Source organism: Luteolibacter sp. Populi, from assembly GCF_040801775.1.
GTDB lineage: Bacteria > Verrucomicrobiota > Verrucomicrobiia > Verrucomicrobiales > Akkermansiaceae > Haloferula.
This window is the reverse complement of sequence record NZ_CP161812.1, coordinates 1,375,930-1,402,258: the sequence shown is the minus strand read 5'-3', so window position 1 is coordinate 1,402,258 and position 26,329 is coordinate 1,375,930. Positions and strand designations below refer to the sequence as shown.

Here is a 26,329-nt window from a genome sequence, read left to right as displayed (position 1 = left end):
CGCAGAGCGGTCCCAGTCGCTCCGATCGCGAAAGAGGCAGGCAGCAAGGTCACGGCACTTTCTATACCGACCTCATCATGCCTAGCGCGCTTCAGGTTGCTTCTGCGGGCCGGTGGCTCCGCGCCCCCAGCGGAAGAGCCGTCCTTCCACTTCCCACTCTCACACAAAAAACCGGCCCCGGTCGAAACCGGAGCCGGTTGGAATTACGAAATGGACTTCAGAGTGCTTCCTCCACCTCCACCCGCAGGAAGCCGGCGGTCGGAGCCGTGCCGCCCAGGCGGAAGCTGCGGAGCTCCCAATCCTCTGACTCAGGGTTGCTCACGCCGGTGGTCAGCGCCGGGGTGACTTCCTCCACCGGGGCGTCCCAGTTCCCGAGGGCGGTCGAGCCCTGGATCTGATAGGTGATGCCATCGATGGTGGCGGTCAGGCGGCCACCCTCCACGGCGAAGCTGGCACCGGCGCGCACCGCGACGGTGATCACGACGCCTCCGGGAGCCGCGACGGGTGCCTGGATGCCGCGTGAGCCCGGATTGCCCGGCAGGCCGGCGAGGGCGAATTCAAGCAGGTTCACGACGCCATCGCCATCCGCATCGTCGCCCGCACCCTGCAGGTTTGCCGGGATGCCGGCAGCGGCGGCCCAGGTGGCGAAGGGACTGTCTCCCGGCTCGATGACCTTGATGGTGGTGCGGTTCAGACCTGCATCATAGGTGGCGGTCGTGCCAGCGGCACCGTGGAACCAGGCTTGCCCGGTGATGGCGCGGCGGTCGCCGGTCAGGGTGATTTCACCTCCGTCGAAGTTGAAGGTGGCGAGAGTGCCGAGGGGGCCGGTGGTGATGTCCGCCGCTTTCAGGGTGCCGCCGGTCATCGTGAAGGTACCGTTGGCACTGCTCTGTCCGAGGCTGATATTCTGGTCAACGCTCAGGCTGCCGCCGGAGAGCGTGACCGTGCCGGTGGAGCCCCCGCCAACCAGCAGCGGGGTCTGGCCGGTGATGGCTACCGTCCCGCCGCTGATCTCCAGCAGATTGTTGCCAGCTCCTTCGAAGCCGACCACCATCGCGGTGTAGTTGGCCACGCCTAGCGAGCCGCCGGTCACACGCAGGATCCCGGATCGAGAGAGGTAGACGAAGTTGTTGTTGGAACTGGTGAAGCTGGCCTGGCCGCCCGCGACCTCGAGAAGGTCGCCGCCCGCCGCCTTGCCGATGTGGACATTGTGCAGGAGGCTGCCGCCGCCTACGCTTAGGTTGCCATTGCCGGTGGACTTCACGATGAGCTGGCCGGTGCCGGAGAGCAGATACTTCGAGCCCGCCGCAGGGGCATCGTCGGCGATGAAGAAGCCGCGGTCGAGCGTGGCATCCACGATCCCGGCGGTGTGATTGAAGGTGCCCGGGAAGTTGACGCCCGCGATGAAGTAATTGCCGGTCTGCTTCAAGGTGCCGCCGCTCACGTTGAACTCGCCGCGGTTGAGCAGGCGGCCGTTCACCGTGAGCTTGCCGGTGCCGGTAACCGTGGTCTTGCCATTGCGTTCGAGATTGCCGCCGCGGATGGCCTCCCGGGTGCCGTCGCTTACGATCACTTCCTGGGCCGAGCCGGGAACGATCCCTGCGGGCCAGTTGAAGGCACCGTCGTAGTTCGTATTGACGGAGCCGACCCAGCTCTGGACCGGTGGCACGATCACATTGCTGTCCAGGGATGTGCCCGGCAGCGGGATGATCTGGCTCTGAACCTGACGTGCGGTCGGGGTGGGGTAGGCGAAGGCCGTGACGTTGTCGATGAGTGTCCAGGTCGTGCCGTCGTTGCTGCCTTCGAGGATCCACTTCACCGGATCGCGGGCCTCGATGTCGTTGGCGGTGGTGAAGCGGTAGGAGTCGATGGTGAGGTCCTGTTCAAACTCGAAGATGACCGGCTTGATCCGGATATCGGTGAGTCTCGTGGCGGGCAGGCCGTCCGCCAGCAGCGGCGCATCCACGGGCCGGCTGCCGCCCGGGTTGGTGACGATCACATTGACGAGATTGTCGTTAGTCCCGGTGCTGCCGGTCGCAGGCGGGGTCGCGGCGTTGGTGGGGTAGAGATTGAACTCGGTGCCGCTGTGGAAGAAGGAGAACTCGGAGAGCTGGTAGGCATCCGCCCCCGGGCGCATGGCGATGGGGGTGAAGCGGTAGAAGCGGTGGGTGGCGGTGCCGCCGGCCACGCTGCGCAGGTTCAGTTTCTTCTCCGTGCTGCGGGAGCCATTGGTGGCCGTGAGGGTATACTCCGTGTCCGCGTTCACGGGCGGGGTGAATTCCCTCAAGTCCGTGGGGTTCGGCGGCAGGCCGTCGATGGCGGGGCTCAAGGAGACGGCTTCCGCCGTGACGCTGAGGTCCGGGTCGAAGGTATCCCATTCGAGGCTGACGGTGGAGCCGTTGAGGCTGATCGTATCGTTGCCCTCGAAGTAATTGATCACCGGAGGGATGTCGCCGCTGATCGGGAAGGGCTGCGCCTGGAAGGTCGAGCTGGCGGGATTGGTGGGGAAGTTGGTCACGCGGTCGAGCAGGACCCATTCCTCTTCCGCCGAATTGCGGCCCCAGATCTTCCAGTCGATCGGGTTGCGGTTCGTGAAGTTGGCCGTGTCCGCCCCGCTGGCGAAATTGTAGGAATCGATCGTCACCGGCGCGGTGAAGCTGAAGTAGAGGAACTTGGCTGCTCCGCCGTTGTCCCCGAGGGGGGTGAGCCACTTGGTGGCCAGCGCGCCATCGATGATTTTCGGGGCGCCTTCCGCGTCGAGAAGGGGCCGCGAGCCGCCGGTGACGGTGACCGGGACGGTATCGATCGCGGTGCCGTTTTGTCCGAGGGCCGGTGGCGGGACGATCTCGGGGTTGTTGGCGATGAGGTTGAGCGGGGTGCCGCCATTCGAGAGCACGAACTCGGACAACTGGATGACGGTGCCGGCCGCGTAGAGCTTGGTGGGCTCAAAGCGGTAGTGCTGGTAGGTGACTTGGGCGGACGCCGAGGCGGTGAGGAGGGTGCCCAGGGCGATTGCTCGCTGAAGGGTTCGGGGATGGATATTCATGTTTGAGGTAGGTGCGCCGCTTCCCTTTCCGAAGACGGCCCGCACTAACGGTCGCCGGTTGGGAAGGGTTGTTGACGCTATCGTCACGTTTACTGCGTGGCATCGGGGTTCGGGTTTTTCGGGGTGATGATGTGTCAGTATAAGTGTCTGTTTGTAAGATTGATGTGGCTTTGCGATGCGGCCGTCCGAAGTTTCGTCGGCTCCCGGTTTCGGTCGCTCGGGCACCGGCGGAATGTTGGAAAAAAAGTGATCCGCCCCCGTGATTTACGTCCGCGGAGGAAACCGGATTGGGCCTTGGCAAGCGGGGCGGCGATCGGGCAAGCTCACCGGACATGACCCCTCTGCTGAGGCAACTCGAAGGGCTTAACGTCCGCGTGGACGACGTGATTTACATGCCCAGCCTGGACGCTCCGGACGAGCGTCCGCACCCCTTCGTGTACTTCATCTCGATCAAGAACGAGTCGCAGGAGAAAGTGACGATCCGCGGCCGGAAGTGGATCGTGAAGGAGGACGACGGCGAGGTGGTGGTGGTCGAGGGCGACGGGGTGGTCGGCCAGAGCCCGGAGATCGGGCCGGGCGAGCATTTCTCCTACAACAGCTACCACGTGACCCGCGGCGACGGCACCGCGGAGGGTGCCTTCTTCGGCGAGACCGCGGACGGCAACTGGGTCTTCGCCAGGATTCCCGAGTTCCGCCTGCAGGTGCCGGATTGGGCGTAAAGGCATGCGTGGTGAGAAGAAGAACGTCCGTCCGACCGGGTACGGCTGCCTGGCGGTCCTGATCGCCATCCCGGCGTGTGGAGTGCTCGCTTACTTCGTGCGGCCTGAGATCGCTTGGGCGATTCTTCCCATTGCAGCGTTCTGGAGCTGGGTGTGCTGGCGGCGGGACAGAAAGGAAAAGCGGCTGCTTCAGGAAGCGCTTGAAGAGTCATTCGCCGGTTTCGATGGCGCGATGCCGCGAATCAAAAAAGAAACGAGCTACGGCTACCCTGCAATCACCCTCCATTTCCAGTCGGAGGAGGAAATGAACCGGGCCGCCGACACAGGCCGGACGAAAGTCTTCAAGGCTCGACTGGTGGAGATGTATGGCGGGGGTGGCTTTGATATCGAGAAGGCCTTTAACGCCACCTACACCGGCTGGGAGGCCGAACTGACGGAGTGCGTCGACAACGGTCCCGACGGGATGCGCAGGTGGGGCGAGAAGAAAGAAGCCGAGAGGGCGCGGGTAGACCGCGGTGGAAGGTGAGGGCAGCCTGTCTTCCTGCCTGTCCGATCCGTCCGACATCCTTAGGGGAGTGAGACGGATCGGACAGAAAATGGGACCAGCTCAATGGACCGAATAACCGACTCCGAAGAACCCGGCCACGAAAAGCCACCCGAGCGGCGACAGCAGCGCCGGCAACACCCAGCCGAAACTCCTGGCATCTTGATCGCACAGCAGGCGATAGGCGGCGGAAAAAGAATAGACCGCGATCCCCATTCCCAGCGTAAAGGGGATAAAGCTGAAGCGCACGGCAGCGTAGTCGCCTGCGACCACCAGCAGGAAGGTCAGCGTCGAGGAGAGCAGCGCGACGAGGCCGAGGACAATGGCCAGCGAGGTGACCAGCCAGCCGGAAGCGGTCTTCAGCAGGGTCACGCGAAGCGGCTCAAGATGGGGTTGCTTGGGGGCCATGGGATGATCGCGGCTAGTGAAATAGCCCTTTCACCCCGAGCAGCGCCGGGCTGCCGAGGAAGCCCGCGAAGGCGGCGGCAGGCAGGATCAGCCACAGGAGCTTGCGGGCGGAGTGGTTGTCCATCAGGAAGACCGTGGTCAGCAGCCCGCAGGCGACGGAGAGGATCCCGAAGCCCGCGATCAGCAGGTGCGTGGGATCCACGAAATGGAGGTTCGGCCACATCAGCACGAGGACGAAGGCGCAGAACAGCGCCAGGAAACCCGAAGTGGTGGCAGAGAAGGCAGAGAGCAGGTGGAGGAGGCCCCTGACCCAATAATTCCGTGAGGGCAGGTTCATGCCGGTATGATCCGGACGCGTGTGAAGCGCGGGAGGCCGCCGGATGAAAAGCCGGTGAATCCCGTCAGCTGTTTTTCAGGAAGGACGTTGCAGGGCGGGGCGGCTTCGGCTCGGATGGATGGCATGCCCTGCCGTTGGCTTTTCACGCTTTTGTATGGTCTGCACATCGTCTGGACCGGCTTGCAGGCCAGCATCCAGGCGCAGGCCTACAAGGCGAATGCGCTGTGGTTCTGCCTGGTGATGGGGGCGGCGGCGATCGGGGCCTCGTTCCTCTACCGCGCGGGCCGGAACTCCGTGGCTTGGAAGCTGGCGGGCTTCGTGGTGGCGATGGTCTTCGGCTTCTACCTGTTCTGCCTGATCAAGCATCCGGAGGAGGATGCGACCCTGCGGGTGGGGCTGATCATTTTCAGCTCGGTGGCGCAGGCGGCGGTGATTCTGATGCCGACGCCACCAAGGAGGTGAAAAAAGGTGGTCCGCACAGTCCTCTGTGCGGTCGAAGCAATTCTTGAGGTAGTCGGAGATTAGGTGCTCCCGGGAAGATGGTGCCGGAGCAGTCGGGGTTTCCATGCGCCGTAAGGGACCACTCGCCGCACAGAGGACTGTGCGGACCACCTTTAAACACACCCGACCACCCCGTCCGGCGTGGCCAGGAAATGCATCGGCATGTCGTGGGGATCGGCGGGGAGTTCCGGGTGGACTTGCTCGCGGAAGCAGACGCCGACGCGGATCGATTCGCTGTCGGCCTGGGGCAGGGTGCGGTCGTAGTAGCCCTTGCCGCGGCCGAGGCGCTTGCCGCCGGCGGTGAAGCCGAGGCCGGGGCAGAGGAAGATCTCGATGGCCTTGATCGGGCAGAGCGGGGCGTCGGGGCGGGGTTCGGCGATGCCGAAGGGGCCGGTTTGCAGGCCGGAGTGGATCGAGTCGGTGTAGTGGAAGTGCAGGCCATCGCCATCGATCCGCGGGAAGGCCCAGCGGTGGTCGGGCAGTCCGGCGAGCAGGGGCAGCAACTGCGGCTCGCCCGGGATCGCGGAAAATGCGGAGACGGTGCGCTCGGCACGCTGCGCCAGCCAAGCGCGGAGGACGCGGCATATCTCCGCGGACTGCGCGAGTTGCACCGCCGCATCGGGGAGCGAGGCGCGCAGCACGCGGCGGAGCGCGGGTTTCGAGTCGAAGCGGGGACTTGCCACTTGCAAAGAAAAGTTGGGACGCGAGTCTAGCCGCTGTGAGTCGTATTTGGCAAGCAGCCGTCGTGATCGTGGGTCTTTCGTCGCTGGCGAAGGGCGCGGACGAGGCTGCCGGCAAGTTCCCCTGGGTGCCGCCGAAGGTGGGTGCCGGGATCTTCACCGGAGACCTCGGGATGCTCGACCGCGAGCGCGAGGAGTATGCCAATAGCCTGGCCGGCTACGCCTCGAACCGGGTGGCCGCAGCGAAGGCGAGCGCGGCTTCTCTGGGGGAAGCGCGGCGGCTGGTCGCGCTGGCGCTGCATCTTTCCTCGCGGAACAAGAAGACCCTGGTGCTGAGCTTCCAGCTTTCCCGCGGGGTGCTGCCGGAGTCGGTGCCGGGCGACTATCAGCCGGATGTGCTGGCGCGCCTGCTCTTCGAGCGCGGCATGGAACTGAAGAAGCAGGGCGGCACGGAGAACACGCTGCTGGCACGGATTTTCACGGAACTCTCCGCGGAGATGGATCCGAAGAACGACGACGCGGTGTATGCCAGCGAGATCCAGCGCCTGGATCACGGGAACGTGAACTGGAGCACGCTGACGGATGTGAAGGCGGAGGTGGTGGAGAAGAAGGAAGAAGGGACGCCTTGAGGAAAGGCGAATCACCAATCACTAATCTTCTAATCATCAATCGGACTGCGCTGCGCGGGGAAAGGCTCTGAAGGAGGCGCTGCCGCGCCGATTGAAGAGCGGGGGCCTCCTGTCCATGTGCATCGGTCCAGTGCCAGCGACAATCAGGTCACCTCTCCTTGGACGGCGCGGGAGCGCCTCCTTCAAATCTTCCATCCGCACAGCGGCAGTCTGATTTGTGATTGGAAGATTAGTGATTGGTGATTTCTTCTCCCCTCCGGCTTGCCAGCCGTTCTCCCGCGCCTAGGCTACGCGCTCTTTTCCCATGAAAATCTGGTTGGACGGTGAATTGGTGGATGAATCCGCGGCGAAAATCTCCGTGTTCGATCACGGCTTGCTTTATGGCGACGGTGTCTTCGAGGGCATCCGCTTCTACAATCGCCGGGTCTTCCGCCTGACCGAGCACATCCGCCGGCTTTTCGATTCGGCACGGGCGATCGTGCTGGAGATTCCGTGGACGCAGGAGGAGGTGATCCAGTTCGTGGTCGATACCGTGGCCGCGAATGGCCTGGACGACGGCTACATCCGCCTGGTGGTGACACGCGGTGCGGGCGGGCTGGGCTTGAACCCCTACCTCTGCAAGCGGGCCAGCATGTTCATCATCGCCGGGACCATCAGCCTGTATCCGGAAGAGCACTACGAGAACGGCCTGGCCGTGATCACCTGTGCGACCCGCCGTCCGGCACCCGCGGCGCTGATGCCGCAGGTGAAGTCGCTGAACTACCTGAACAACGTGATGGCGAAGGTCGAGGCGATCCAATCCGGCGCGCTGGAGGCCGTGATGCTGAACGAGCAGGGCTACGTGGCGGAGTGCACGGGCGACAATATTTTCATCATCCGCGATGGCGTGGTCCACACGCCGCAGGTCAGCGATGGCGCGCTCGACGGGATCACCCGCGATGTGATCCTGGAGCTGGCCGATGAGCTGGGGGTGGTGGTGCTGGAGCGGCAGATGACCCGCTACGACATCTTCGTGGCGGACGAGTGCTTCCTGACCGGCACGGCGGCCGAGGTGATCCCGGTGGTCGAGTTGGACCGGCGGAAGATCGGTGATGGCAAGCCCGGACCGATCACGCGGAAGTTCATCGAGGCTTTCAAGAAGCTGGCAGGCAGCACGGGAACACCGATTGATTGAGACCAATTTTGTCCGATCCGTCTCACACCCCTAGGGTGGTCGGACGGATCGGACACAGCTTCCCGGGGAAACTTGCGGGACCGTTGGCACCATGGTAGTTCTTCCCCGTGCAGGTGGAATTGCCAGATGCGGCCTTGGAAGGAACGGGGATCACTCCAGAGTGGGCCAAGCTCGAGGTGGCCGTGGCACTCTACCGCGATCGACTAGCGGATATGGGCCGGGCGGCGAAGATTGCCGGGCTGTCCCGGCTGCGGTTCCAGCATGAGCTTGGCAAGCGGGGCGTGACGATTGACTTCGGGGTTGAGGATCTCCGGAAGGACATCGAGACGCTCCGCAGCCTCGGGTTGCTATGATCGTCGTGGCAGATACTTCGGTGATCAGCAATCTGATCACGGTGGGATTTGTAGGCATTCTCCACGACCTTTACGGTGAGGTGATAATCCCTCCCGAAGTCGAACGAGAGTTGCTTGATTGGCACCCCGCTCTTCCAGCCTTCGCCACCGTGGTTCCACCTTCCGATCAAGACGCTGTCGAGCGTTTGTAGGAGGAGTTGGATCCCGGGGAAGCGGAAGCGATCATACTGGCCATAGAGATCCACGCAGATCTTTTGCTGATGGACGAGCGCAAGGGGCGTGCACTTGCCGACCAAATGGGGTTAAGATCTACCGGCCTTCTGGGCGTCTTGCTGCAGGCCAAGGCGGCAGGATTGCTCGATCAATTGAAGCCGGTATTAGATGATCTCACGCAGAGGGCGAATTTCCGCGTTTCTGCGAAACTGAGAAGCGAGTTTCTGGCTGCGGCGGGAGAGCTGTAACGGCAGGCGGCCTCTCTTCTGCTCGGGAAGGCCCAAGATGCTCTCCCATCTCCCTTCAGAAATCGTCGTTGCACCCTGAGATTTCGTTTCGCATTCCGTTTTGGCGCTCTTAGCTTGGGGACGTCAATGGACTGTGACATCTGCGGCAAGAAGGCGAAAGTGCACCTCACCCAACTGGTGGGCGGGCAAATCAAGAAAATCGCCCTTTGCGATGACTGCGCGAAGGAGAAAGGCGTGACCGACCCTACGGGCTTTGCCCTCGCGGAGATGTTGCTGGGGAAATCGCCCGTCAAGGCGGTGGCCCCGGTCGCGCCCGCGGTGCAGGGGGCGGGGCGGCGTTGCGCGGGCTGCGGCTTCACGCTGGAGGACCTGCGGCGGATCCGGCGTTTCGGCTGCGCCACCTGCTATGTGACTTTCAAGGACGAGGTGGGCCAGATGCTACGCGGCATGCACAAGGGCACCAAGCACGTGGGCAAGGTTCCCGCGGGGCTGATGGAACTCCACGAGCGGACCCAGCGGCTGGAAGAACTCCGCGGCCGGCTGGACCTGGCGATCACTGCGGAAAATTACGAAGAGGCTGCGGGCCTGCGCGATGAAATCCGTCAGGTCGAGACCCGCAGCACCACGACCCCCACCCGAACCGGCGAGCCGACATGATGCGCTTTACCACTTTAATCAAGAACCCGGCCGATTGGATGACCGGCGAAGGCGCGGACAGTTCGATCGTGCTGACTTCCCGCATCCGGCTGGCCCGGAATGTGAAGGGCGAGCCTTTCCCCGGCTGGGCGAAGAAGGAGCAGCGCCGCCACACGCTCGAACTGGTGCGTCCGGCGGTGGAAGCACTGCCGTGCATGAAGGATGCCTTTTCCCAGGAGCTCGACGATCTGAACTCGGTGCAGAAGCAGGTGCTGGTCGAGCGCCACCTGATCAGCCGCGAGCATGCGGCGCGCGGGGAGGGGAGTGCGGCCGTGATCGAGCGGCGGCAGTCGATCGCGCTGATGGTGAATGAAGAGGATCACCTGCGGATGCAGGCGATCCGCCCGGGGATGTCGCTGCGGGCCGCTTACGATTCGCTGGCCGCGATCGATGAGGAGCTGGAGCAGACGCTGGAGATCGCCTTCGACCACGAACTGGGCTACCTGACGACCTGCCCGACGAATCTCGGCACCGGCTTGCGCGCTTCGGCGATGTTGCATTTGCCCGCGCTGGTCCTGAGCGACCAAATCGGCCAGGTGCTGCAGGCGGTGAACAAGATCGGGCTGGCGGTGCGCGGGCTCTATGGCGAGGGCACGGAGTCACTCGGCAATCTTTTCCAGATCTCTAACCAGTCGACGCTGGGCGAGAGCGAAGAGACAATTTTACGCAGGCTGGAGCGCGTTATCGCGCAGGTAGCGACACATGAGCGCAATGCCCGGGACAAGCTGCTAGAGGATGACCCCGAGATGGTGAGCGATAAGATCGGCCGTGCCTACGGGGTGCTGCGGCATGCGTGGGTCATTGATTCCAAGGAAGCCCTGAACCATTTGTCACTGCTCCGGTTAGGCGGCGACCTGGGGTTTTTACCTCACGAAACCGTAAAATCTTGTGATGCTTTACTAATGGATATCCAACCGGCACACCTTCAGCTACATTCAGGGCGTAAACTCTCACCGGAGGAACGGGACTCGATTCGGGCGGAAATCGTCCGGACCCGGTTGCAAACCCTCCAAGCCCCTGATATTCGTTCAACGAGGAAAAAGGACGAAAACGACCAAGAGCCCGACATGTTATGAATAATTTCACACCCAGAGCCCAACAGGTACTGGCCCTCGCCCGGAAGGAGGCCGACCGCTTCAACCACAGCTATGTGGGGACCGAGCATCTGCTGCTCGGCCTGATCAAGCTGGGGCAAGGGGTGGCGGTCAACGTCTTGGAACGGATGGGGCTGGACCTGGAAAGTGTCCGCATGGAAGTCGAGAAGGAGGTCGGGACCGGCACCGGCCAGAAGATCTCCGGCAGCATCCCCTACACGCCGCGCGTGAAGAAGGTGCTGGCGCTGGCGAACAAGGAGGCGAAGGCCCTCAACCACAGCTACGTGGGCACCGAGCACATCCTGCTCGGCCTGCTGCGCGAAGGCGAAGGAGTCGCTGCCCGCGTCCTGCGCCGCATGGATGTGGACATCCAGCGCACCCGCAACGAGATCCTGGCCGAGATCGATCCGAACTTCACGCCCGACGACGACGATGACGACGACGCCGAGGAAGAGGACGAAAACTTCGAAGACGAGAGCAACGAGAACGAGGAAGCGGAGACGGAGGGCAAGACCAAGACCCCCGCGCTGCGCGCCTTCGGCCGTGATCTGACGAAGCTGGCCCGCGACAACGAACTGGACCCGGTGATCGGCCGCGAAAGCGAGATCGAGCGCGTGATCCAGATCCTGTGCCGCCGCACCAAGAACAACCCGGTACTGATCGGGGAAGCGGGTGTCGGCAAGACCGCGATCGTCGAGGGCCTGGCTCAGGAGATTTCCTCGGGCAACGTGCCGGAGATCCTGCGCGACAAGAAGGTCATCACCCTCGACCTCGCGCTGATGGTCGCCGGGACGAAGTACCGCGGCCAATTCGAGGAGCGGATCAAGGCCGTGATGGACGAGATCCGGAAGGTGAAGAACGTGATCCTTTTCATCGACGAGCTGCACACCATCGTGGGTGCCGGCTCGGCGGAGGGTGCGATGGACGCTTCCAACATCATCAAGCCCGCGCTTTCCCGCTCGGAGCTGCAGGTGGTGGGTGCGACGACGCTCAACGAGTATCGCAAGTACATCGAGAAGGATGCCGCCCTCGAGCGCCGTTTCCAACAGGTGAAGGTGGAAGAGCCTTCCGTGGACGACGCGATCAAGATCATGCAGGGCCTGCAGGAGAAGTACGAGGCGCACCACAAGGCCAAGTTCACGCCGGAAGCGGTGGTGGCCTCGGTCAAGCTGACCTCGCGCTACCTGACCGGCCGCTACCTGCCGGACAAGGCGATCGACGTGCTCGACGAAGCCGGCGCCCGCGCGCGCATCGGCCAGATGACCCGGCCGCCGGAGATCAAGCAGCTTGAAGCGGACATCGAACAGGTGAACCGCGAGAAGATCGGTGCGATCGGCGAGCAGGACTTCGAGAAGGCGGCCTCGCTCCGCGACAAGGAGAAGCACATCAAGAAGACCCTCGACGAGACCCTCAAGAATTGGCGCGCCAAGTCCGAGGAGACCGTGGTGGAAGTCGACGACGAGGACATCATGGCGGTGGTCTCGAAGTGGACCGGTGTGCCGCTCCGTCGCATGGAGGAGAAGGAAGCCGAGAAGCTGCTCAAGATGGAGAGCGAACTCGAGGGTCGCGTGATCGGTCAGGACGAAGCGGTGAAAGCCATCTCGAAGGCCCTGCGCCGTTCGCGTGCCGACCTCAAGGACCCGCGCCGCCCGATCGGTTCCTTCCTCTTCCTCGGCCCGACCGGGGTGGGCAAGACCTACCTGGCGCGCAACCTGGCCGAGTTCATGTTCGGCGACCCGGAGTCGCTGATCCAAATCGACATGTCCGAGTACATGGAGAAGTTCACCTCCAGCCGCCTGATCGGGTCGCCTCCCGGTTACGTCGGTTACGAGGAAGGCGGCCAGCTTTCCGAAGCGGTCCGCCGCCGGCCTTACTCGGTGGTGCTCTTCGACGAAATCGAGAAGGCTCACCCGGACGTGATGAACCTGCTGCTCCAGATCCTGGAGGAAGGCATGGTCACCGACTCGCTCGGCCGCAAGATCGACTTCCGCAACACGATCATCATCCTGACTTCGAACGTCGGGGCCTCGATGATCAAGCGGCAGACGACGCTCGGCTTCGGCGCGATGTCGGCGGACCAAGGCGACTTCGAGGGGATGAAGGAGAAGATCATGGAGGAATCCAAGCGCTACTTCAAACCGGAGTTCCTCAACCGCCTCGATGACCTGGTGGTCTTCCACATGCTGGAGAAGAAGGACCTCGATAAGATTGTGGATCTCGAAATCGACAAGCTGCTCAAGCGCCTGCGCGACAAGGATATCACGCTCGAACTCGACTCCACGGCCCGCGACCTGCTGGTCAAGAAGGGTTACGATCCGTCCTACGGTGCGCGTCCGATGCGCCGTGCGGTGGAACGCTACCTGGAAGATCCGCTGGCCGAAGCCCTGCTCCGCGGTGACGTGAAGCCCGGGGATACGGCGAAGGTCCACTGCCCGGAAGGGGCCGAGCTGCTGGTCTTCGAGCCGGTGGGCGCGAAGGCCGAGCCGGACGAGGCGGGAGTCTGATCCGAACGATTCGATTCAATTCAACGAGAAAGCGGCTTCCGGGAGGGAGCCGCTTTTTTGTTCTTGGGGGCTGGTTTGCTGATGGAAGGGCAGCGATCGAACCGCGGAGGCGCGGAGGTCGCAGAGGGAGCACGGAGAAAGACAGAGGAGGTTGAACCGCCAAGACGCGAAGGACGCCAAGTTCTTGAAGGCTGTGCAGGGACGAGAAGCAACCAGGCGAAGTGATGTGGCCGACGGAATACATTCCTTGTTTCTTCGGGGCGATCCGCCGTCCGGCATTTTATCCACGCATCCCGTGATTTGCTGCAGCAAGCCAGAGCGAGATCTCTTTTTGTTTGCCGGGGTCTCCTCCGTGCCGCGCCCTGAAAGTTTGGCTTTTGAGGGACCGATGATGATTGCAATGTGAGGAAAGAAAACCGATGAGATCCGCGATACTACTTCCGCTGATGTTGGCCTTGGCCGGAGGAGCCTTTGCCATGAGTCCTGCGCCCGAGCCGAGGCCTGCATTGGGCATGCTCGAAGCAATTCAGAAGGCGAAGGTGTATGCGGAGGCGCGGAACGATCTGTCCCGCCACTACCTTGACCGGGTCTGGCTAGGACGTCCTGGCGGAGAGGAGGAGGGGAAATGGATCGTGTCGTGGAGTCCGGACGGCAGGGATACCGGGAAGGGTTGGGTGATTGTGACGGTGGATATGGAGGGGAATGTTTCCTTGCCCAAGGACGGGGTCAGTTGGGTCGATAAACGGGTGACTGACGCGATACTTGCACAAGCATCCGAAGATGCCTGGAAAAGGTTGAATGAGGCCCAAAGGGAAAGTCCTTCCCGAGAACGGGGCGCGGGAAAAATTGCAGCCGAAAGAAGAGCAGCCGGGGTTGCCGGTCGAATCGAAGTGAATGGGTCCTTCTTTAAGCCGCGGCCGTCGCATTGTGTCGGTCTGACGGCAGCGCCTGGGAGCGCGGAGGCACTGCCCCGCAGAGGGAGCCGGAGCAGCGCTATCCATTGCGCGGGGTGGTAGTGGGGAGCGCCGTTGCTTGGCTGCCTACCTTTGCGTGTCCACGGCAGCGAGGGACCGTTCTGCGGGCCGGTGGCTCGGCGCTCCCAGGGGAAGAGCCCTCCGTGATGGCGGCACGAAAGCGATGAGGGTAAACGCGCAGGTCTTGATGGCGCGGGTCGGGGGATGGAGAGGGCAGCGTGGGACCGTACTGCCGGGCGGTGCCCGGCGTTCCCAGTGGGGCCGTCTGTTGTTAGCGGCCTTTTGGGATGGCGCGGGGCCCTGTGAGATGCAACGGATTTTTGGACCGGTTGTTGGTTAGTTGGACGGAATGAGTTCGGCCTCGAATCGGGCCGGGGATCGGTAGCCGAGCGAGGAGTGCCTGCGATGGGTGTTGTAGTAGCCCTCGATGAAACTGAAGATTTCGGTCCGGGCGTCCTGTCCGTCAATGAAGCAGCCTCCCTGCAGCATCTCCTTCTTGAGGGTGGCCATGAACGATTCGCTCCACGCGTTGTGGTAGGGGTTGGCCCGTGCCGACATGCTCTGGCAGATGCCGGCCCGGGAGAGCATGGCGCGATATTCGCAGCTTCCGTACTGGCTGCCGCGGTCGCTATGGAAGATCAGGCCCGGGGCCGGACGACGCGAGCCGAGTCCTTGGGCGAGAGCATCGGCAACGAGCCCGGCGCGCATGTGGCGGGCCAGCGACCAGCCGGTGATGCGGCGCGTGCAGAGGTCGATGACCACCGCGAGGTAAAGCCATCCGGAGGCGGTGGGAATGAAGGTGATGTCGCCCGCCCAGACTTGGTCCGGCCGGTCGGGCAGCTCCTTTCCCGCGATGAGGTTGGGCGAGGGTTTGTCGGCCCGGCCGTCGCTGGTCTTCGGCACGAAGGTCTTGGGCTGGATGGCCTTGAGGCCGCGCTCGGCCATGAGCCTGCGGACCCGGGCGGGCGCACAGGTGATGCCGCGCCCGGCAAGCTCGTGCCAGATGCGGCGGTGGCCGTAGCGCCGCCGGTGGCTCTTGAAGATTTCTTCAATCGCATCGCCGGCCGCTTTGTCCGAGCGTTTGGAGGGGGTGGGTGCGGCGGCGTGGTAGTAGCTGCTGCGGGGCAGCTCGAGGACCTCGCAGATCCGGCGGATGCCGTGGCCGGTGGCGCGGTGGATTTCCCCGATCATGGCGCGGAGTCCGGCCGGGGACTGGTCCCGAGGATGACCGCGGCCTTTTTTAAAATGTCATTTTCCTGGCGCAGGCGGGCGAGCTCGCGGCGCAACGCGCGCAGGTCGTCCGCTGCGTCCCCCTCGCCTGCGGCTCGCGGGCCTTCGCTGCCGCCCTGCGCGCGCCTTGCCGCCTGTCTCCAGCCATGGAGGAGGTTGGCGCTCATGCAGAGTTCGCGGGCGATCTCGGTGACGGACCGGCCGGTGTCGGCAAGCGCGACGGCCTGGGCTTTGAATTCCTCGGTATATTGCCTGCGTGGCTTGGGATTCATGGACATGGATTCTGGAGTTTGTTGGTCCAGAAATCCAGCACACCTCACTGGACTGTTGGAGGCGCGGGGAGGTAGCGGCGGTTGGGGACCGTTCTGCGGGCCGGTGGCTCCGCGCTCCCAGGGGAAGAGCCGTCCGTGATGGTGGCACGAAAGCGATGAGGCAACGCGCTGGTCTTGATGGCGCGGGCCGGGGGATGGAGAGGGCAGCGTGGGACCGTTCTGCCGGGTGGTGCCCGGCGTTCCCAGTGGGGCCGTCCGTTGTTAGCGGCCTTTTGGGATGGCGCGGGGCCCGGAAAAGTCATCTTAGCGGTTCGATTCGGTGCCTATCAACCTTGTCCGGTGGACTTCGAAAGGGGCATCACTAGCCGCGGTGAAGAATTTTTCACCCGGCTGAATTCTCTGCTGGTCAAATGCACGCCTCCCTGATTTATAGGCTACATGAGTTGCTGATCATCAGCGCTCCTGTCCTCCCCTCCCACCCAGGGTGTCCCGTTCGTCCCTCAGATGACGGGACACCTTGGGGCTCTTTTCCGGAGCCCCTGAAGTGTTCGGGCGGGTAGTGTGCACTTGCGGGCTCAGCCTTCCGTGATGGGCCGCCAATCCTTGCTGGTGACCATCTTCACGGAGCCCTGGGTGCGGTCCTTGGCACCGCCGGAGCTCTCGATTTCGGTCATCACCGTTTCGAGTTCCTCGCGCAGCACCAGCGGGTGCAAGAGCGAGCACCAGACCTTGCCGGACTTGATCGACATTTCACGGTCCGCGGTTTGCCCGGCGAGCGAGACATCCTCCTTCACGCGCAGCTCGCCGGAGAGGGCGAAGCGGCCGCAGGGATGCCCGTCGATGGGCTCGCTGACTTCATAGACCAAGGTCACCTTGCCGCTGCTGCGCGGCGGGAAGAGAACCTGCAGTGAATCGCCCTCCAGCACCAGCTTGTCCCCGGCGACCCAGCGGCGGGAGGCTGAGAACCACTGGGCACGGGAGGTAAGGCCGTTTTGGGTGATCGACTGCGCTAGGGTCGGCAGCAATTGCTGCTCGCGGATCTTGGCCTGGAAGTCCGCCGGTCCGCTCTGAGCCGGCACCCGCCAGCCGCGCGGGCCGAGTTCGAAAGTAATCTTCGGCATGGAGCCGCCCAGCGCCTGCGCCGCTTCGTCGTTCTTGCCATCCTTGGCAGCGGCGATCTCGCCGGTGCGTTCGACCGCGAAGCTGACGCGATGCGCCTGGCGTTCCAGTAGCCCGACCAGTTCCCATTTCGCACCCACTCCCCCGGCTTCCGAGCCGAGCGCGGAGGTCGTGGTGCGGCGGGCATTTTCGTAGGTGCGGCGTTGGACCACGCGCACGCTCAGGTGGGTGGGGAAGGGGAGGTCGCGGCGGAATCGCACGCCTTCCGCCGCGCTATCCACCTGCGAGGCCAGATCCGGTGCGACCTCGCCGCCCGGTGCCGCGGGACCATCGGGATCGGTCGCACCGCGGAATTTTTCACGCGCCGCGGTTACCGCGAGTTTCGCTTTATCACACGACGCGAATCCGAGTGCCCCTGCACATAGAAGCAGAAGCGCGGGGGCGTTTCGTAAGCGGATCATGAATATCAGGTATCATGCGAAATGCGGCTTGGCGAGGGTAACTTATTGGAATTTGAAGGCTCGCGGGGCGTGAAAGTGATCATTTCCCTGAAAAAATTGCAGGGATTGGGAGGTGTTGGATTGGATTTTGAAAAAGGGGGTGGGTTGTTGGAATCGTAGCTGGCTTTCCAATCCTCTGCCATCACGGGCGTAAGGCAGGCAGGAGAGCGGGGATGCGGGGGGGATCATGTGGTGGAGGCGCGGAGCCGGACCGGTGGCCGTCGCTGGGTTGTCTACCCTTTCGTGGGTAGGGCAGCGAGGGACCGTTCTGCGGGCCGGTGGCTCCGCGCTCCCAGCGGTAGAGCCGTCCGTGAGGCGGCACGGAGGCGTGGGTGAGGAGCAGGGCAGGCTGCCTGTCGACAGCGGCAGCGGGCTGCGCGACTACCCGGATCAGGGGCTGGTGATTTCTCCGGCCTCTTCCAGCAAGCCTGCCAGGCGGTCGTAGCTCTCCGCAGCGCCATGCTCCATGCCGGAGGCGATCACGGCATCGCGGATTTCCTGCGATCCGTAGGTGACCGTGGCGACCATGGTGGTCTTGCCATTCTTCTCGGTGAAGACCGCGCTGACGGTGGATTCACCGGGATAGTCGTCGAAGGTCTCCCGGTGCACCGAGCGATGGGGCGGTGCGAGCTCGACGTAGGTGCCGCGCATGCCCATGCGATGTCCTTCCGGGCCGACGAGGATGAAGCGGAAGCCGCCGCCGACCTTGTGGTCCACCTCGCAGGTATCGAGCGACCAGCCGTGCGGGCCGAACCAGCGCTTGAGCAGCTCGGGCTTCGAGAATGCGGCATAGACCATCTCGCGCGGGGCGTCGAAGACGCGGGTCATGACCACGTTGCAATCGTTGATGCACTCGACCTTCAGGGTTCCGGTGTTCTTCATGGTTGTGTCTCCTTTCGTTTGGGGTTCTTGCGTTTTGCTTTTGTTTTTTCGACGGCCTTCATTTCGGCCAGCAGCGAGTCGAGCTTCTCGAAGCTCTCCTCCCAAAATTGACGGTAGCCCTCGAGCCAGACATTGGCCTTCTCGAGCGGCTTGCCTTCGATCCGGCAGAGGTGCTCGCGGCCGACGACGCGGCGGCGCACCACCTTGGCCCGCTCCAGCACCCGCACGTGCTTGGAGGCGGCGGGAAAGGACATCCGCAGCGGCGCGGCCAGCTCGCTCAGGTTGCGCTCGCCGCCGGCCAGGTGGCGCAGCATCTCGCGCCGTGCCGGATGGGCGAGGGCGTGGAAGACCTTATCGAGCACGGGTGACTTTTGCTGAACCATATGGTTTAGCTTTCGCAAGCGGATGTGCGGATGTCAAACCATTTGGTTTAGTGTTTTGGCGGCCTTGGCGGAGGCAGGGACCTTTCTCCGAAAGGTCCGGCGGGGGACGGCCACGAATCCTCGCTCCGGTGCCGCCTCGTAAGAGACTGCCGCCATAAGCCGGACCGCTCGGAGAGCGGTCCCTGCCTTTAAAGACAGCCTCTCAGATGCTGTAGTGCAGCACCGCGGCCTCGGCCTGGCCGCGGCAGCCGAGGCGCTGGTCCATCTCGAGCGCGGGGGCGTCCTCACGGCTGACGCCGACGACCACGGCCGGCACGCCGGCGACGGTGGTGTGCGGGCTGACGTCGGTGAGGACCACGCTGCCGGCCCCGACTTTCGCGCCCTCGCCGATTTCGACGCGGCCGAGGATCTTGGCACCCGCGCCGAGCAGCACGCCGGAGCGCACGATCGGATGGCGGTCGCCGGTTTCCTTGCCGGTGCCGCCGAGGGTGACTTCGTGAAGGATCGAGACGTTGTCCTCGATGATCGCCGTCTCACCGACCACGAAGCTGGTGGCGTGGTCGAGCAGGATCCCGCAGCCGATGCGGGCGGCGGGGTGGATGTCCACGGCGAAGACCTCGCTGGCGAGGCTCTGGAAGTAGAGCGCGAGTTCCTTCCGCCCGTGCGTCCACAGGTGGTGGGAAACGCGGTAGGTGGAGATGGCCATGAAGCCCTTGAAGAAAAGCAGCGGGTGCAGGGGGGAGTCACAGGCCGGATCGCGCTCGACGATCGCGCGCAGGTCCCGGGCGACGGCGCTGACCAATTCCTCGTCGCCGCGCAGGATGCCTGCCAGCAGCGGGGCCAGCTCCTCGCGGGTCATGTCCTCGCGTGCCAGCTTGCGCGCCAGGCGCACGCCGAGCGAGGCTCCGAGGCAGGGCTGGCGCAGCACGACATCCTCCAGCAGCGGGCGCAATTCCGGCTCCCGCCGGGCGACCGCCGCGGCCTCATCGACGATCCACCGCCAGATCCCGGCGGTGTCGTTTTCTGCCGACTGACAGAGGCGGGCTTTCTTCGCGCTTCCTCCGGCCCCGACGCTATGCTGCTTTGACTCCATGCGAATTTCCCAAAAGCTCGACTACGCTTGCCGGGCGATGGCCCAGTTGGCGAAGCGGTTCGACGGGCGAACGATTACACGGCTCGACGAACTCGCGCAACGCGAAGCCGTGTCCGCGAACTTCCTGGTGCAGATTCTCAATGACTTGCGCCGTGCCGGGTTGGTGGAAAGCCGCCGCGGGAAGAGCGGTGGCTACCTCCTCGCCCGCAAGCCGGACGGGATCACGCTGCGGGAAATCGTCGAAGCGGTCGAGCCGACCCTGCTGTCTTTTTCGACCCGGACGGAGGGCGACAGCGGGATTTCCGTGCGTGCCGCGTGGGAAAAAGTGGCCAACGAGCTGAAGGCGCACATGGAAAGGGTGACGCTGCAGCAGCTCGCGGACAAATCGGAAGCGCCGATGTTTTACATCTGAGCGGCTGTCTTGAAAAGGCAGGGACCGCTCTCCGAGCGGTCCGGCTTATGGCGGCGGTCCCAGACGAATCGGCATCGGAGCGAGGATTCGTGGCCGTCCCCAGCCGGACCTTTCGGAGAAAGGTCCCTGCCTCCGCCAGTTTTCAGACAGCCTCTGAGCGGCAGGCCCGCGGGAGCAATTCACGGGCTTTTCATCGTCCGCGGATCATCGCTTCACCGGACTGCCCGGGAATCGCTCCGTCGCTGAGTGCGACCGGTAGCTTTCTTGGTGTTTGGTAGCGATCGACTGAGGGAGTGACATTACCAACAGGGAGCGTCGCGGATTTTCCGCGGCGCTCCTCCTGTTTCGGAGGTGACGCTTTGCTGGCCGCTCAAGCGGGACTTTTGAGGCCCGGAACGGTCCTGCGAATCTTCCCAACTTTTCGGTTGTCAAAACCCGGACCCGCCGCCTAAATCCCGCCCCCGCTTCGGCGGGTCACACACCCCAAAGGCTCGGTAGCTCAGTCGGTAGAGCAGTGGATTGAAAATTCACGTGTCGGCGGTTCGATTCCGTCCCGAGCCACCTTTACAACCAACGTGTTGCAAAGGAAATGGGCTGACAGCTTCAGAGGCTGTCGCAGTTTTGAGCCGAAAGAATCCCCCCTTCCGCATGAACCTTCTAATTTTGAAGCGCGGTGACGTTGTGACCGCCGATTTTCGCGGCGCGGAGGGGACCGAGAAACAAGGCCGACGCTCCTGCGTGATTGTTCAAAACGATATCGGCAACGCAAAATCGCCTCTAACGATCGTAGCGCCGCTAACCGATGCCGGCCAGTTCAAAGGCCTGCCAGTCCAAGTGTTGGTCTCCGCTGCAGAGTTAGGGAATGGAGGGAAAGACTCTTGTGTCGAGTGTGGCCATATCCGGAGTATCGACCGCAATCGCATCGGTCGGCGCGTTTCGTCACTGAACGCAGTAGTGATGTCCCGCATCGATGCTGCCCTGCGAGTAAGCTTGGATTTGAGGTAGGTAAATTTGCGCCTGGGCAGATAAGGAAAACTGCCGCCTGCCGCCTGCCGGCGCAAGCGGCGCAGTTAGACTGGCGCGAATCATTGGCAGGCCGTTGCCAGTCCATCCGCCAATTCTTTATCCTGAAGCCATGCCAGCCTTACTTCCGACGGCAAAGGGGGAACAAACTTCGTGTCAGGACCAATCCACACCTCTCCACGCTGAGGGAAGATTATTTCCCGGCCTGCACTACCCCGGCGGGTGCGGACCTCTGTTCCGGACTCGAAATCGATATGCGTTTGTGAATTGCTCATGTTAGTGGAATGACGCTTTGAACTTGAAGAGTAGACGTCTTCCGTTTTTCTGTAAACGGGGTATCGCCACTATTTTGGCCCGGTCCCCTACGAGGATCGGGCCGGTAATTCATCAGTTAGAGCGGAGAGGGCAGCTGTCTCCACGGGCGGGGTGGGAATCCCGCCTCCGGTGAAACATCGGGGGACTTGGCGTGCGTAGGAATGTTAGGACGCGACCGCATGGGGCGGTGGGACCGCTCCGGTGTGCTCATGAGATTCCGCTTTGGTACGATGACCGTAGTGCTGGTGGCAGCGGCGTGTTTTTCCGGGGTATTCCGGGCGGAAGTGGCTCCGGCTGCAGAGGCGGAAAAGTTGGGGCCTGCGAAGCCCGACGCGGACCAGGGGCAGGCGCGGGTTCGGGCGCAGTTGCTGCATGAGATGATTCACGGCTCCTTGCAGGTGATGCATCGCGATTACTTCGATGCGACGGAACGGGACCGGATTCCGTCATCGGCATTGGAAGACGTCTTCGTCGAGATGAAGCGTGGCTGGGACGTCGAGATTCACTGGCTGGCGGTGAACGGGAAGGCGATGAACATCGATAACCAGGCCCGGAACGCTTTCGAGAAGGCCGCGGTCGAGTCGATCGCAGGCGGGGAGGGGATGCACGAGGCGGTGGCCGACGAGCGGTATTTCTATGCCGGCGCGATCACGCTGGGGAACTCTTGCCTGAAGTGCCATGCGCCGGACCGTAAATCCCTGGAGGACCGGAAGGCGGCGGTGGTGATCTCGATGCCGTTCAAGATGCCGGCGAAGGAAGGCCGGTAAGCGGCGTAGCCGCCGTGGAGTGCGGCAGCCTGCTCTGCCCCTCCGCCCCATGCCTGCCCCCGGGAGCGCGGAGGCTCCGCCCCGCAGAAGCAACCTCAAACGCGGTGGACACGACGGGGCCCGCGTGGAGAGCGCCGTGGCTTTGGCTGCGTGCCTTGCCGTGTCGCGGGCAGCGGGGGACCGTTCTGCGGGCCGGTGGCTCCGCGCTCCCAGCGGAAGAGCCGTCCGTGAGGCATCACGGAGATGTGGGTAAGGGGCAGAGCAGGCTGCCAACGAGGCACCCGCGCAATGCCGCCTTGCAATTTTGTGGAAAAAAGAAAGAAAGTCGGGAGATTTGTCAGGCGGATGGCGCATGTAATGTAAATACCTTGTCCCCGTTTTGGGGACTTTCGCATTCCTTCCGTTCGGGCAGAATACGTCATCAAGTTGGGATTTCAGATCGCCCAAATCTGAGAATCTCTCCCGTAAACCCCAAGGTCCGAAGTTCTCCAAACCTCTCTCCATCAAGCCGATACTTCGGTCAGTGGAGGGAAGTGATCCGCAGGAACCCAACCCAATAGACGGCGAGGATATCATCCAACCCGTGACAGCCCTGTGAAAACCCTTAAAAATCCCCTTAAACGCCGCGGCTTCGCGCTGGTCATCGCCCTGTCCCTCATGGTCCTGCTGACCATTTTGGCCGTGGGGCTGCTTTCGCTTTCCACGATCACCCTGCGCACGACCGGCCGGGGTGAGGACTTGGCGACAGCGCAGGCGAACGCGCGGCTGGCGCTGATCCTGGCGATCGGCCAGCTCCAGAAGAGCGCGGGCCCGGACCAGCGGGTGACGGCGCGGGCCGGGATTCTCGATGGGGCCATCGCCTGCCCGCAACTGACCGGGGTCTGGAATTCCTGGGATATCAAGGCCGGTACCCCGCCTGGCGAATCCGATTACTCGGAGACGGAGAAGGGGAAGAAGTTTAGCACCTGGCTGGTGTCCGGCACGGATCCGGCGGCCATCCGCCAGCCGGATTTCGCGAGCAAGGATCCGGCGCTGCCGGTGACCTTGTGGGGGGAAGGAACCCTCGGCAAGGATGCCGCGAAGGACAAGATCGTGCGCGCCGCCCGCCTGCCGGTCGGGGTTTCGCAGGGCCGCTGCGCCTGGGCGACGCTGGACGAGGGGGTGAAGGCGCGGATCGATACGCCCCACCGGGAGGAGGCACTGGCGACCGCGGACAAGACGGCGCAGCTGGGCAGCGGCGAGCGCCCGGGGACGGAGTTCATCAAGGGTCTAGATTCCCTGAAGCGCGAGATGTTCGAAGAGGAGTCACCGGAGTTCGTCAGCTTCCGCAAGGGGATCACCCGCCAGACCTTCTCGCTCGCCGGTGAATCGCTGGCACCGGGAGTCAAGGAGGTGCTCCAGCCTCTGGCACACGATGTGACGACGCACTCGCTCGGGCTTTTCACGGATACCGCCCACGGCGGCCTGAAGCAGGATCTCCAGCTCATCTCCAACAACACGACCCTGCCGCCGGTCTACAACGGGAAGGGAGTCTATAACTCCCTGCTACAACTGAGCACGGGGGAAGCGCCCTCCGATCCGACCTGGGCGTCGCTCCACCAATTCAGCCGGGCCTACCGTGACCGCATCACGAATACCGGCGGCGTGCCGCTGCTGAAGGCCTACACGCCGAATTGGCAGGCGGCGACCACGACCGGCGGCAATCCGCAGGTCACCACGGTCAACCGCCGTCCGCCGGCAGGGGTCGTTCTCATGCCGACCGTCGCCAAGGTCCAGATGCTCTTCAGCCTGATCGCCCGCGATCTCTACACCTACCCGGCCTTTCCCGCCGGCAGCTTCCCACCCGTGGTGCCCGAGAGTGCGTCCAATCTGCACGGGCCGCAGGATGAACACTTCAAAGGCACGAAGTACGACTACGACCTGCACCTGCTCTACACGCCGATCATCACGCTGCACAATCCTTACAACGTCGCACTCGAGTTCAAAAAGATGCGGGTCGAGTTCACGCACGTGCCTTTCTCGATGCAGGTCTTCCGCAATGGCATCGCGCAGAGCAGCGGCCTGGTGCCGCTGGAGACCATGTATGCCGACAATGACAGCGAGGGCTTGGACAAGGTCTTCGGCATGGAGCTGATGACCAAGACCAACAACAAGCCGGGTGCCACCACCTTCCGCCTGCTGCCCGGCGAGGTGAAGATGTTCTCACCCTACATCGAGCCGACCCGCAGCTATGCGACGGATATTCAGAGCGGGACCCGCGAGTTCTGGGACATCTATGTGGATAAAAGCTTCACCAACGAAATCAAGGCGATCCCCGGCTGGCGCGGCGATGGCATCGGTTTCGACTGCGACTGGCTGGCGGGAGCCAAGAGCGTCAGTGGCGACAAGAACCTGGGCCACTGGAACTCGTGTCTGGGGCTGGCGCGGGACGACGGGATTCACGTCCTGTTCGCGCCGATCGCAGACAAGGCGGCGAGCAAAAACAAATTCATCGTGAAGATCCTGGCCGCGACCGGAGCCTCGGATAACCGCACCACGGTGAGCGCGATCGAGATGAACTATGAAACCGAGACCGGCTTGCAGGATGCGATTCTCGGCAAGAACCAGACCCTGCGCTTCCCTCGCACCGGGACCGTGGCGGGGGTCGAGATGCTCGATCACTCCTCACGCCAGATCAAGGACATCGTGAATGCCAAGCCCTTCGCGCTGCTCAGCTTGCAAGCGAAGGCGACTTCGGGGGGCAGGGACGTCAGCAACAAGGACGGGCGTCTGGCGACGAAGCCCTGGAGCTTCGCCCACGCGAATATCGGGGCGTCCTCCGCGAAGATCAGCGAGCATGCCTCGAATCATTCCCACGAGATCGACTTGCAGTTGTTAGAGCTGGGGGGAGGGACATCGAACTTGCTCCAGATCGACCAGCAGGACCGCTCGAATTTCATCACCGGCCACTCCAGCCTCTATGGGTCGAAGTTCGGCGTGCAGTACGACATCCCGCTGGCCCCGCTGCAGGGGCTGGCGAGTCTCAACGGGGCGAATCCCGGCGGCTCCTCCGGCTATCTGCCGCGCTTTGCCCAGCCGATCGGCAATTCCTGGGCGCATCCGCTGCTGGCGTCGAACAAGATCATCCAGGCGGGTAGCGGAGGGAACTACCTGGACCATTCCTTCCTGCTGAACCTGGCACTCTATGACCGCTTCTACTTCTCCGGGCTCGGGGATCAGTCCGGTCCATTCGGCGGCGGCAAGGCCACCTCGGTCCTGGCGGAGGATTTCTCCAGCGGCACGGGCTTGGCCGATCCGCGGATGGCGTTTCACCAGCCGGACGGGCGGGCCGCGACCACCTTCGCGGACCTCGCCGCCGATAAGGAAGCCTACGCGAAGGTCGGCGGTTGGCAGATGATGCAGGGCGCCTTCAACATCAACTCGACCTCGGTGGCGGCGTGGAAGGCGATGCTTGCCTCGGTCCACGATCCGGAAGCGATGTGCAATCTCGTCGATCCGTCCAAAACCTCCACGGCGCTGGAGGCGCTCGAGCCGGTGAAGAATGGCGAGTCCCGGATCAGCCGCTTCCGCCTGCCGGATTCGGATTCCGCGGAGAACGGAGCCGCACCGGGGACCGCCTACTGGCTCGGGCCCCGCGAATACAAGGACGCGGAGCTTGAGACGCTGGCGGAGCACATCGTCGAGCAAGTCCGGGAGCGGGGGCCCTTCCTCTCGATGGCCGAGTTCGTGAACCGCCGTCTGGGCAGCGATGAAACCGCACAACGCGGCGCGATCCAACAGGCGATCGACGATAGCAATCTCAACCGCGATCCGGCCGAGGACGCCAATGCCGGCTTCGAGATCCCCGAAGCGCAGGTGGCCGACTACAAGTATGCGAACGCGAAGGCGGGAAGCGGGTCCAGCTATCAAGGTGCCCCGGGCTATCTGAGCCAGGCGGACATCCTCAATGTGCTGGGCAATGCGGCGACCCCGCGCTCCGATACCTTCACGATCCGCGGCTATGGCGAGGCGCTGGACCCGGACGGCAAGGTGCTGGCGACGGCGACCTGCGAGGCGGTGGTGCAGCGCTTCCCGGAATACATCGACACCGCCGACCTCGTAGAGGTCCAGCCGGCGGCCCTGCAGAGCATGGCGAACCAGAACTTCGGCAGGCGCTTCCAGGTGGTTTCTTTCCGCTGGCTGAACCCGAAGGAAATCTGAATGCTGTTAGGAC

The 26,329-nt window shown here is 63.5% G+C and carries 24 protein-coding genes and 1 tRNA gene; 15 read left to right on the top strand and 10 right to left on the bottom strand.

All coding sequences use genetic code 11. The features are described 5' to 3' along the window. Positions 1-217: 217 nt before the first annotated feature. A complete protein-coding gene (locus ABWK72_RS05495) occupies positions 218-3,046 on the bottom strand; it encodes a hypothetical protein (protein WP_367873777.1) in 2,829 nt (942 codons plus the stop codon). Positions 3,047-3,378: 332 nt separating this feature from the next. Here ABWK72_RS05495 and ABWK72_RS05490 point away from each other — a divergent pair, with 332 nt between their 5' ends. Continuing rightward, positions 3,379-3,765 carry an ApaG domain gene (locus ABWK72_RS05490; protein WP_367873776.1) on the top strand — a complete coding sequence of 129 codons (387 nt, stop codon included), beginning with the start codon at positions 3,379-3,381 and terminating at the stop codon, positions 3,763-3,765. An 82-nt stretch (positions 3,766-3,847) separates the two neighbouring features. Next, the gene (locus tag ABWK72_RS05485) at positions 3,848-4,291 is read left to right on the top strand and encodes a hypothetical protein (protein WP_367873775.1); all 444 of its coding nucleotides are present in this window, start codon (positions 3,848-3,850) and stop codon (positions 4,289-4,291) included. An 81-nt stretch (positions 4,292-4,372) separates the two neighbouring features. Here the strand turns inward: ABWK72_RS05485 and ABWK72_RS05480 are convergent, their stop codons facing one another. Together ABWK72_RS05480 and ABWK72_RS05475 are read right to left on the bottom strand one after the other, a co-directional pair. Beyond that, on the bottom strand, positions 4,373-4,717 hold the full coding sequence (locus tag ABWK72_RS05480) for a hypothetical protein (RefSeq protein WP_367873774.1): 345 nt from the start codon (positions 4,715-4,717) through the stop codon (positions 4,373-4,375). A gap of 13 nt (positions 4,718-4,730) precedes the next feature. Next, on the bottom strand, positions 4,731-5,054 hold the full coding sequence (locus tag ABWK72_RS05475; RefSeq protein WP_367873773.1) for a hypothetical protein: 324 nt from the start codon (positions 5,052-5,054) through the stop codon (positions 4,731-4,733). A 123-nt stretch (positions 5,055-5,177) separates the two neighbouring features. Between ABWK72_RS05475 and ABWK72_RS05470 the strand changes: the two genes are divergently transcribed. Continuing rightward, on the top strand, positions 5,178-5,516 hold the full coding sequence (locus ABWK72_RS05470) for a hypothetical protein (RefSeq protein WP_367873772.1): 339 nt from the start codon (positions 5,178-5,180) through the stop codon (positions 5,514-5,516). 152 nt (positions 5,517-5,668) lie between these two features. Here the strand turns inward: ABWK72_RS05470 and ABWK72_RS05465 are convergent, their stop codons facing one another. Beyond that, positions 5,669-6,238, bottom strand: coding sequence for a 5-formyltetrahydrofolate cyclo-ligase (locus ABWK72_RS05465; protein ID WP_367873771.1), 570 nt, complete (start codon positions 6,236-6,238; stop codon positions 5,669-5,671). A gap of 62 nt (positions 6,239-6,300) precedes the next feature. On the opposite strand from ABWK72_RS05465, the gene ABWK72_RS05460 reads away from it, so the two are divergent. From ABWK72_RS05460 to ABWK72_RS05430, 7 genes are all read left to right on the top strand, one after another. Then, positions 6,301-6,864 carry a hypothetical protein gene (locus ABWK72_RS05460; RefSeq protein WP_367873770.1) on the top strand — a complete coding sequence of 188 codons (564 nt, stop codon included), beginning with the start codon at positions 6,301-6,303 and terminating at the stop codon, positions 6,862-6,864. Positions 6,865-7,168: 304 nt separating this feature from the next. Then, on the top strand, positions 7,169-8,038 hold the full coding sequence (gene ilvE / locus ABWK72_RS05455) for a branched-chain-amino-acid transaminase (RefSeq protein ID WP_367873769.1): 870 nt from the start codon (positions 7,169-7,171) through the stop codon (positions 8,036-8,038). A 113-nt stretch (positions 8,039-8,151) separates the two neighbouring features. Then, positions 8,152-8,391, top strand: coding sequence for a UPF0175 family protein (locus ABWK72_RS05450; protein ID WP_367873768.1), 240 nt, complete (start codon positions 8,152-8,154; stop codon positions 8,389-8,391). A 260-nt stretch (positions 8,392-8,651) separates the two neighbouring features. Then, complete coding sequence (locus ABWK72_RS05445) at positions 8,652-8,852, top strand: DUF3368 domain-containing protein (protein WP_367873767.1); 201 nt, start codon at positions 8,652-8,654, stop codon at positions 8,850-8,852. Positions 8,853-8,978: 126 nt separating this feature from the next. After that, on the top strand, positions 8,979-9,509 hold the full coding sequence (locus ABWK72_RS05440) for a UvrB/UvrC motif-containing protein (protein ID WP_367873766.1): 531 nt from the start codon (positions 8,979-8,981) through the stop codon (positions 9,507-9,509). After that, positions 9,506-10,624 carry a protein arginine kinase gene (locus ABWK72_RS05435; protein ID WP_367873765.1) on the top strand — a complete coding sequence of 373 codons (1,119 nt, stop codon included), beginning with the start codon at positions 9,506-9,508 and terminating at the stop codon, positions 10,622-10,624. The genes ABWK72_RS05440 and ABWK72_RS05435 overlap by 4 nt, the downstream gene beginning before the upstream one ends. Beyond that, on the top strand, positions 10,621-13,146 hold the full coding sequence (locus ABWK72_RS05430) for an ATP-dependent Clp protease ATP-binding subunit (RefSeq protein WP_367873764.1): 2,526 nt from the start codon (positions 10,621-10,623) through the stop codon (positions 13,144-13,146). The genes ABWK72_RS05435 and ABWK72_RS05430 overlap by 4 nt, the downstream gene beginning before the upstream one ends. 1,310 nt (positions 13,147-14,456) lie before the next feature. On the opposite strand, the gene ABWK72_RS05425 is transcribed toward ABWK72_RS05430, so the two are convergent. The 6 genes from ABWK72_RS05425 to cysE all read right to left on the bottom strand — a co-directional run bounded on the left by ABWK72_RS05425 (position 14,457) and on the right by cysE (position 19,599). Then, positions 14,457-15,311 (bottom strand): IS3 family transposase, encoded by an 855-nt coding sequence (locus ABWK72_RS05425; protein WP_367872265.1) that lies wholly within the window; start codon positions 15,309-15,311, stop codon positions 14,457-14,459. Next, positions 15,308-15,622, bottom strand: coding sequence for a transposase (locus ABWK72_RS05420; protein WP_367871810.1), 315 nt, complete (start codon positions 15,620-15,622; stop codon positions 15,308-15,310). Before ABWK72_RS05420 ends, ABWK72_RS05425 begins: the two co-directional genes overlap by 4 nt. 575 nt (positions 15,623-16,197) lie before the next feature. Beyond that, entirely contained in the window at positions 16,198-17,202 is a 1,005-nt protein-coding gene (locus ABWK72_RS05415) for a hypothetical protein (protein ID WP_367873763.1), read from the bottom strand. A 429-nt stretch (positions 17,203-17,631) separates the two neighbouring features. Continuing rightward, positions 17,632-18,123 carry an SRPBCC family protein gene (locus tag ABWK72_RS05410; RefSeq protein WP_367873762.1) on the bottom strand — a complete coding sequence of 164 codons (492 nt, stop codon included), beginning with the start codon at positions 18,121-18,123 and terminating at the stop codon, positions 17,632-17,634. Continuing rightward, positions 18,120-18,506 carry an ArsR/SmtB family transcription factor gene (locus ABWK72_RS05405; protein WP_367873761.1) on the bottom strand — a complete coding sequence of 129 codons (387 nt, stop codon included), beginning with the start codon at positions 18,504-18,506 and terminating at the stop codon, positions 18,120-18,122. The genes ABWK72_RS05410 and ABWK72_RS05405 overlap by 4 nt, the downstream gene beginning before the upstream one ends. 202 nt (positions 18,507-18,708) lie before the next feature. Beyond that, positions 18,709-19,599, bottom strand: a complete 891-nt coding sequence (gene cysE, locus ABWK72_RS05400; protein ID WP_367873760.1) for a serine O-acetyltransferase — start codon at positions 19,597-19,599, stop codon at positions 18,709-18,711. Between cysE and ABWK72_RS05395 the strand changes: the two genes are divergently transcribed. From ABWK72_RS05395 to ABWK72_RS05375, 5 genes are all read left to right on the top strand, one after another. Then, on the top strand, positions 19,598-20,011 hold the full coding sequence (locus ABWK72_RS05395) for an Rrf2 family transcriptional regulator (RefSeq protein WP_367873759.1): 414 nt from the start codon (positions 19,598-19,600) through the stop codon (positions 20,009-20,011). The two genes, cysE and ABWK72_RS05395, sit on opposite strands and share 2 nt — an antisense overlap. 488 nt (positions 20,012-20,499) lie before the next feature. Next, positions 20,500-20,572 (top strand) — tRNA-Phe (locus ABWK72_RS05390). An 87-nt stretch (positions 20,573-20,659) separates the two neighbouring features. Next, positions 20,660-21,016, top strand: a complete 357-nt coding sequence (locus tag ABWK72_RS05385) for a type II toxin-antitoxin system PemK/MazF family toxin (RefSeq protein WP_367873758.1) — start codon at positions 20,660-20,662, stop codon at positions 21,014-21,016. A 542-nt stretch (positions 21,017-21,558) separates the two neighbouring features. Further along, the gene (locus ABWK72_RS05380; RefSeq protein ID WP_367873757.1) at positions 21,559-22,116 is read left to right on the top strand and encodes a DUF3365 domain-containing protein; all 558 of its coding nucleotides are present in this window, start codon (positions 21,559-21,561) and stop codon (positions 22,114-22,116) included. A 594-nt stretch (positions 22,117-22,710) separates the two neighbouring features. Continuing rightward, positions 22,711-26,316, top strand: coding sequence for a hypothetical protein (locus ABWK72_RS05375; protein ID WP_367873756.1), 3,606 nt, complete (start codon positions 22,711-22,713; stop codon positions 26,314-26,316). Positions 26,317-26,329 lie beyond the last annotated feature (13 nt).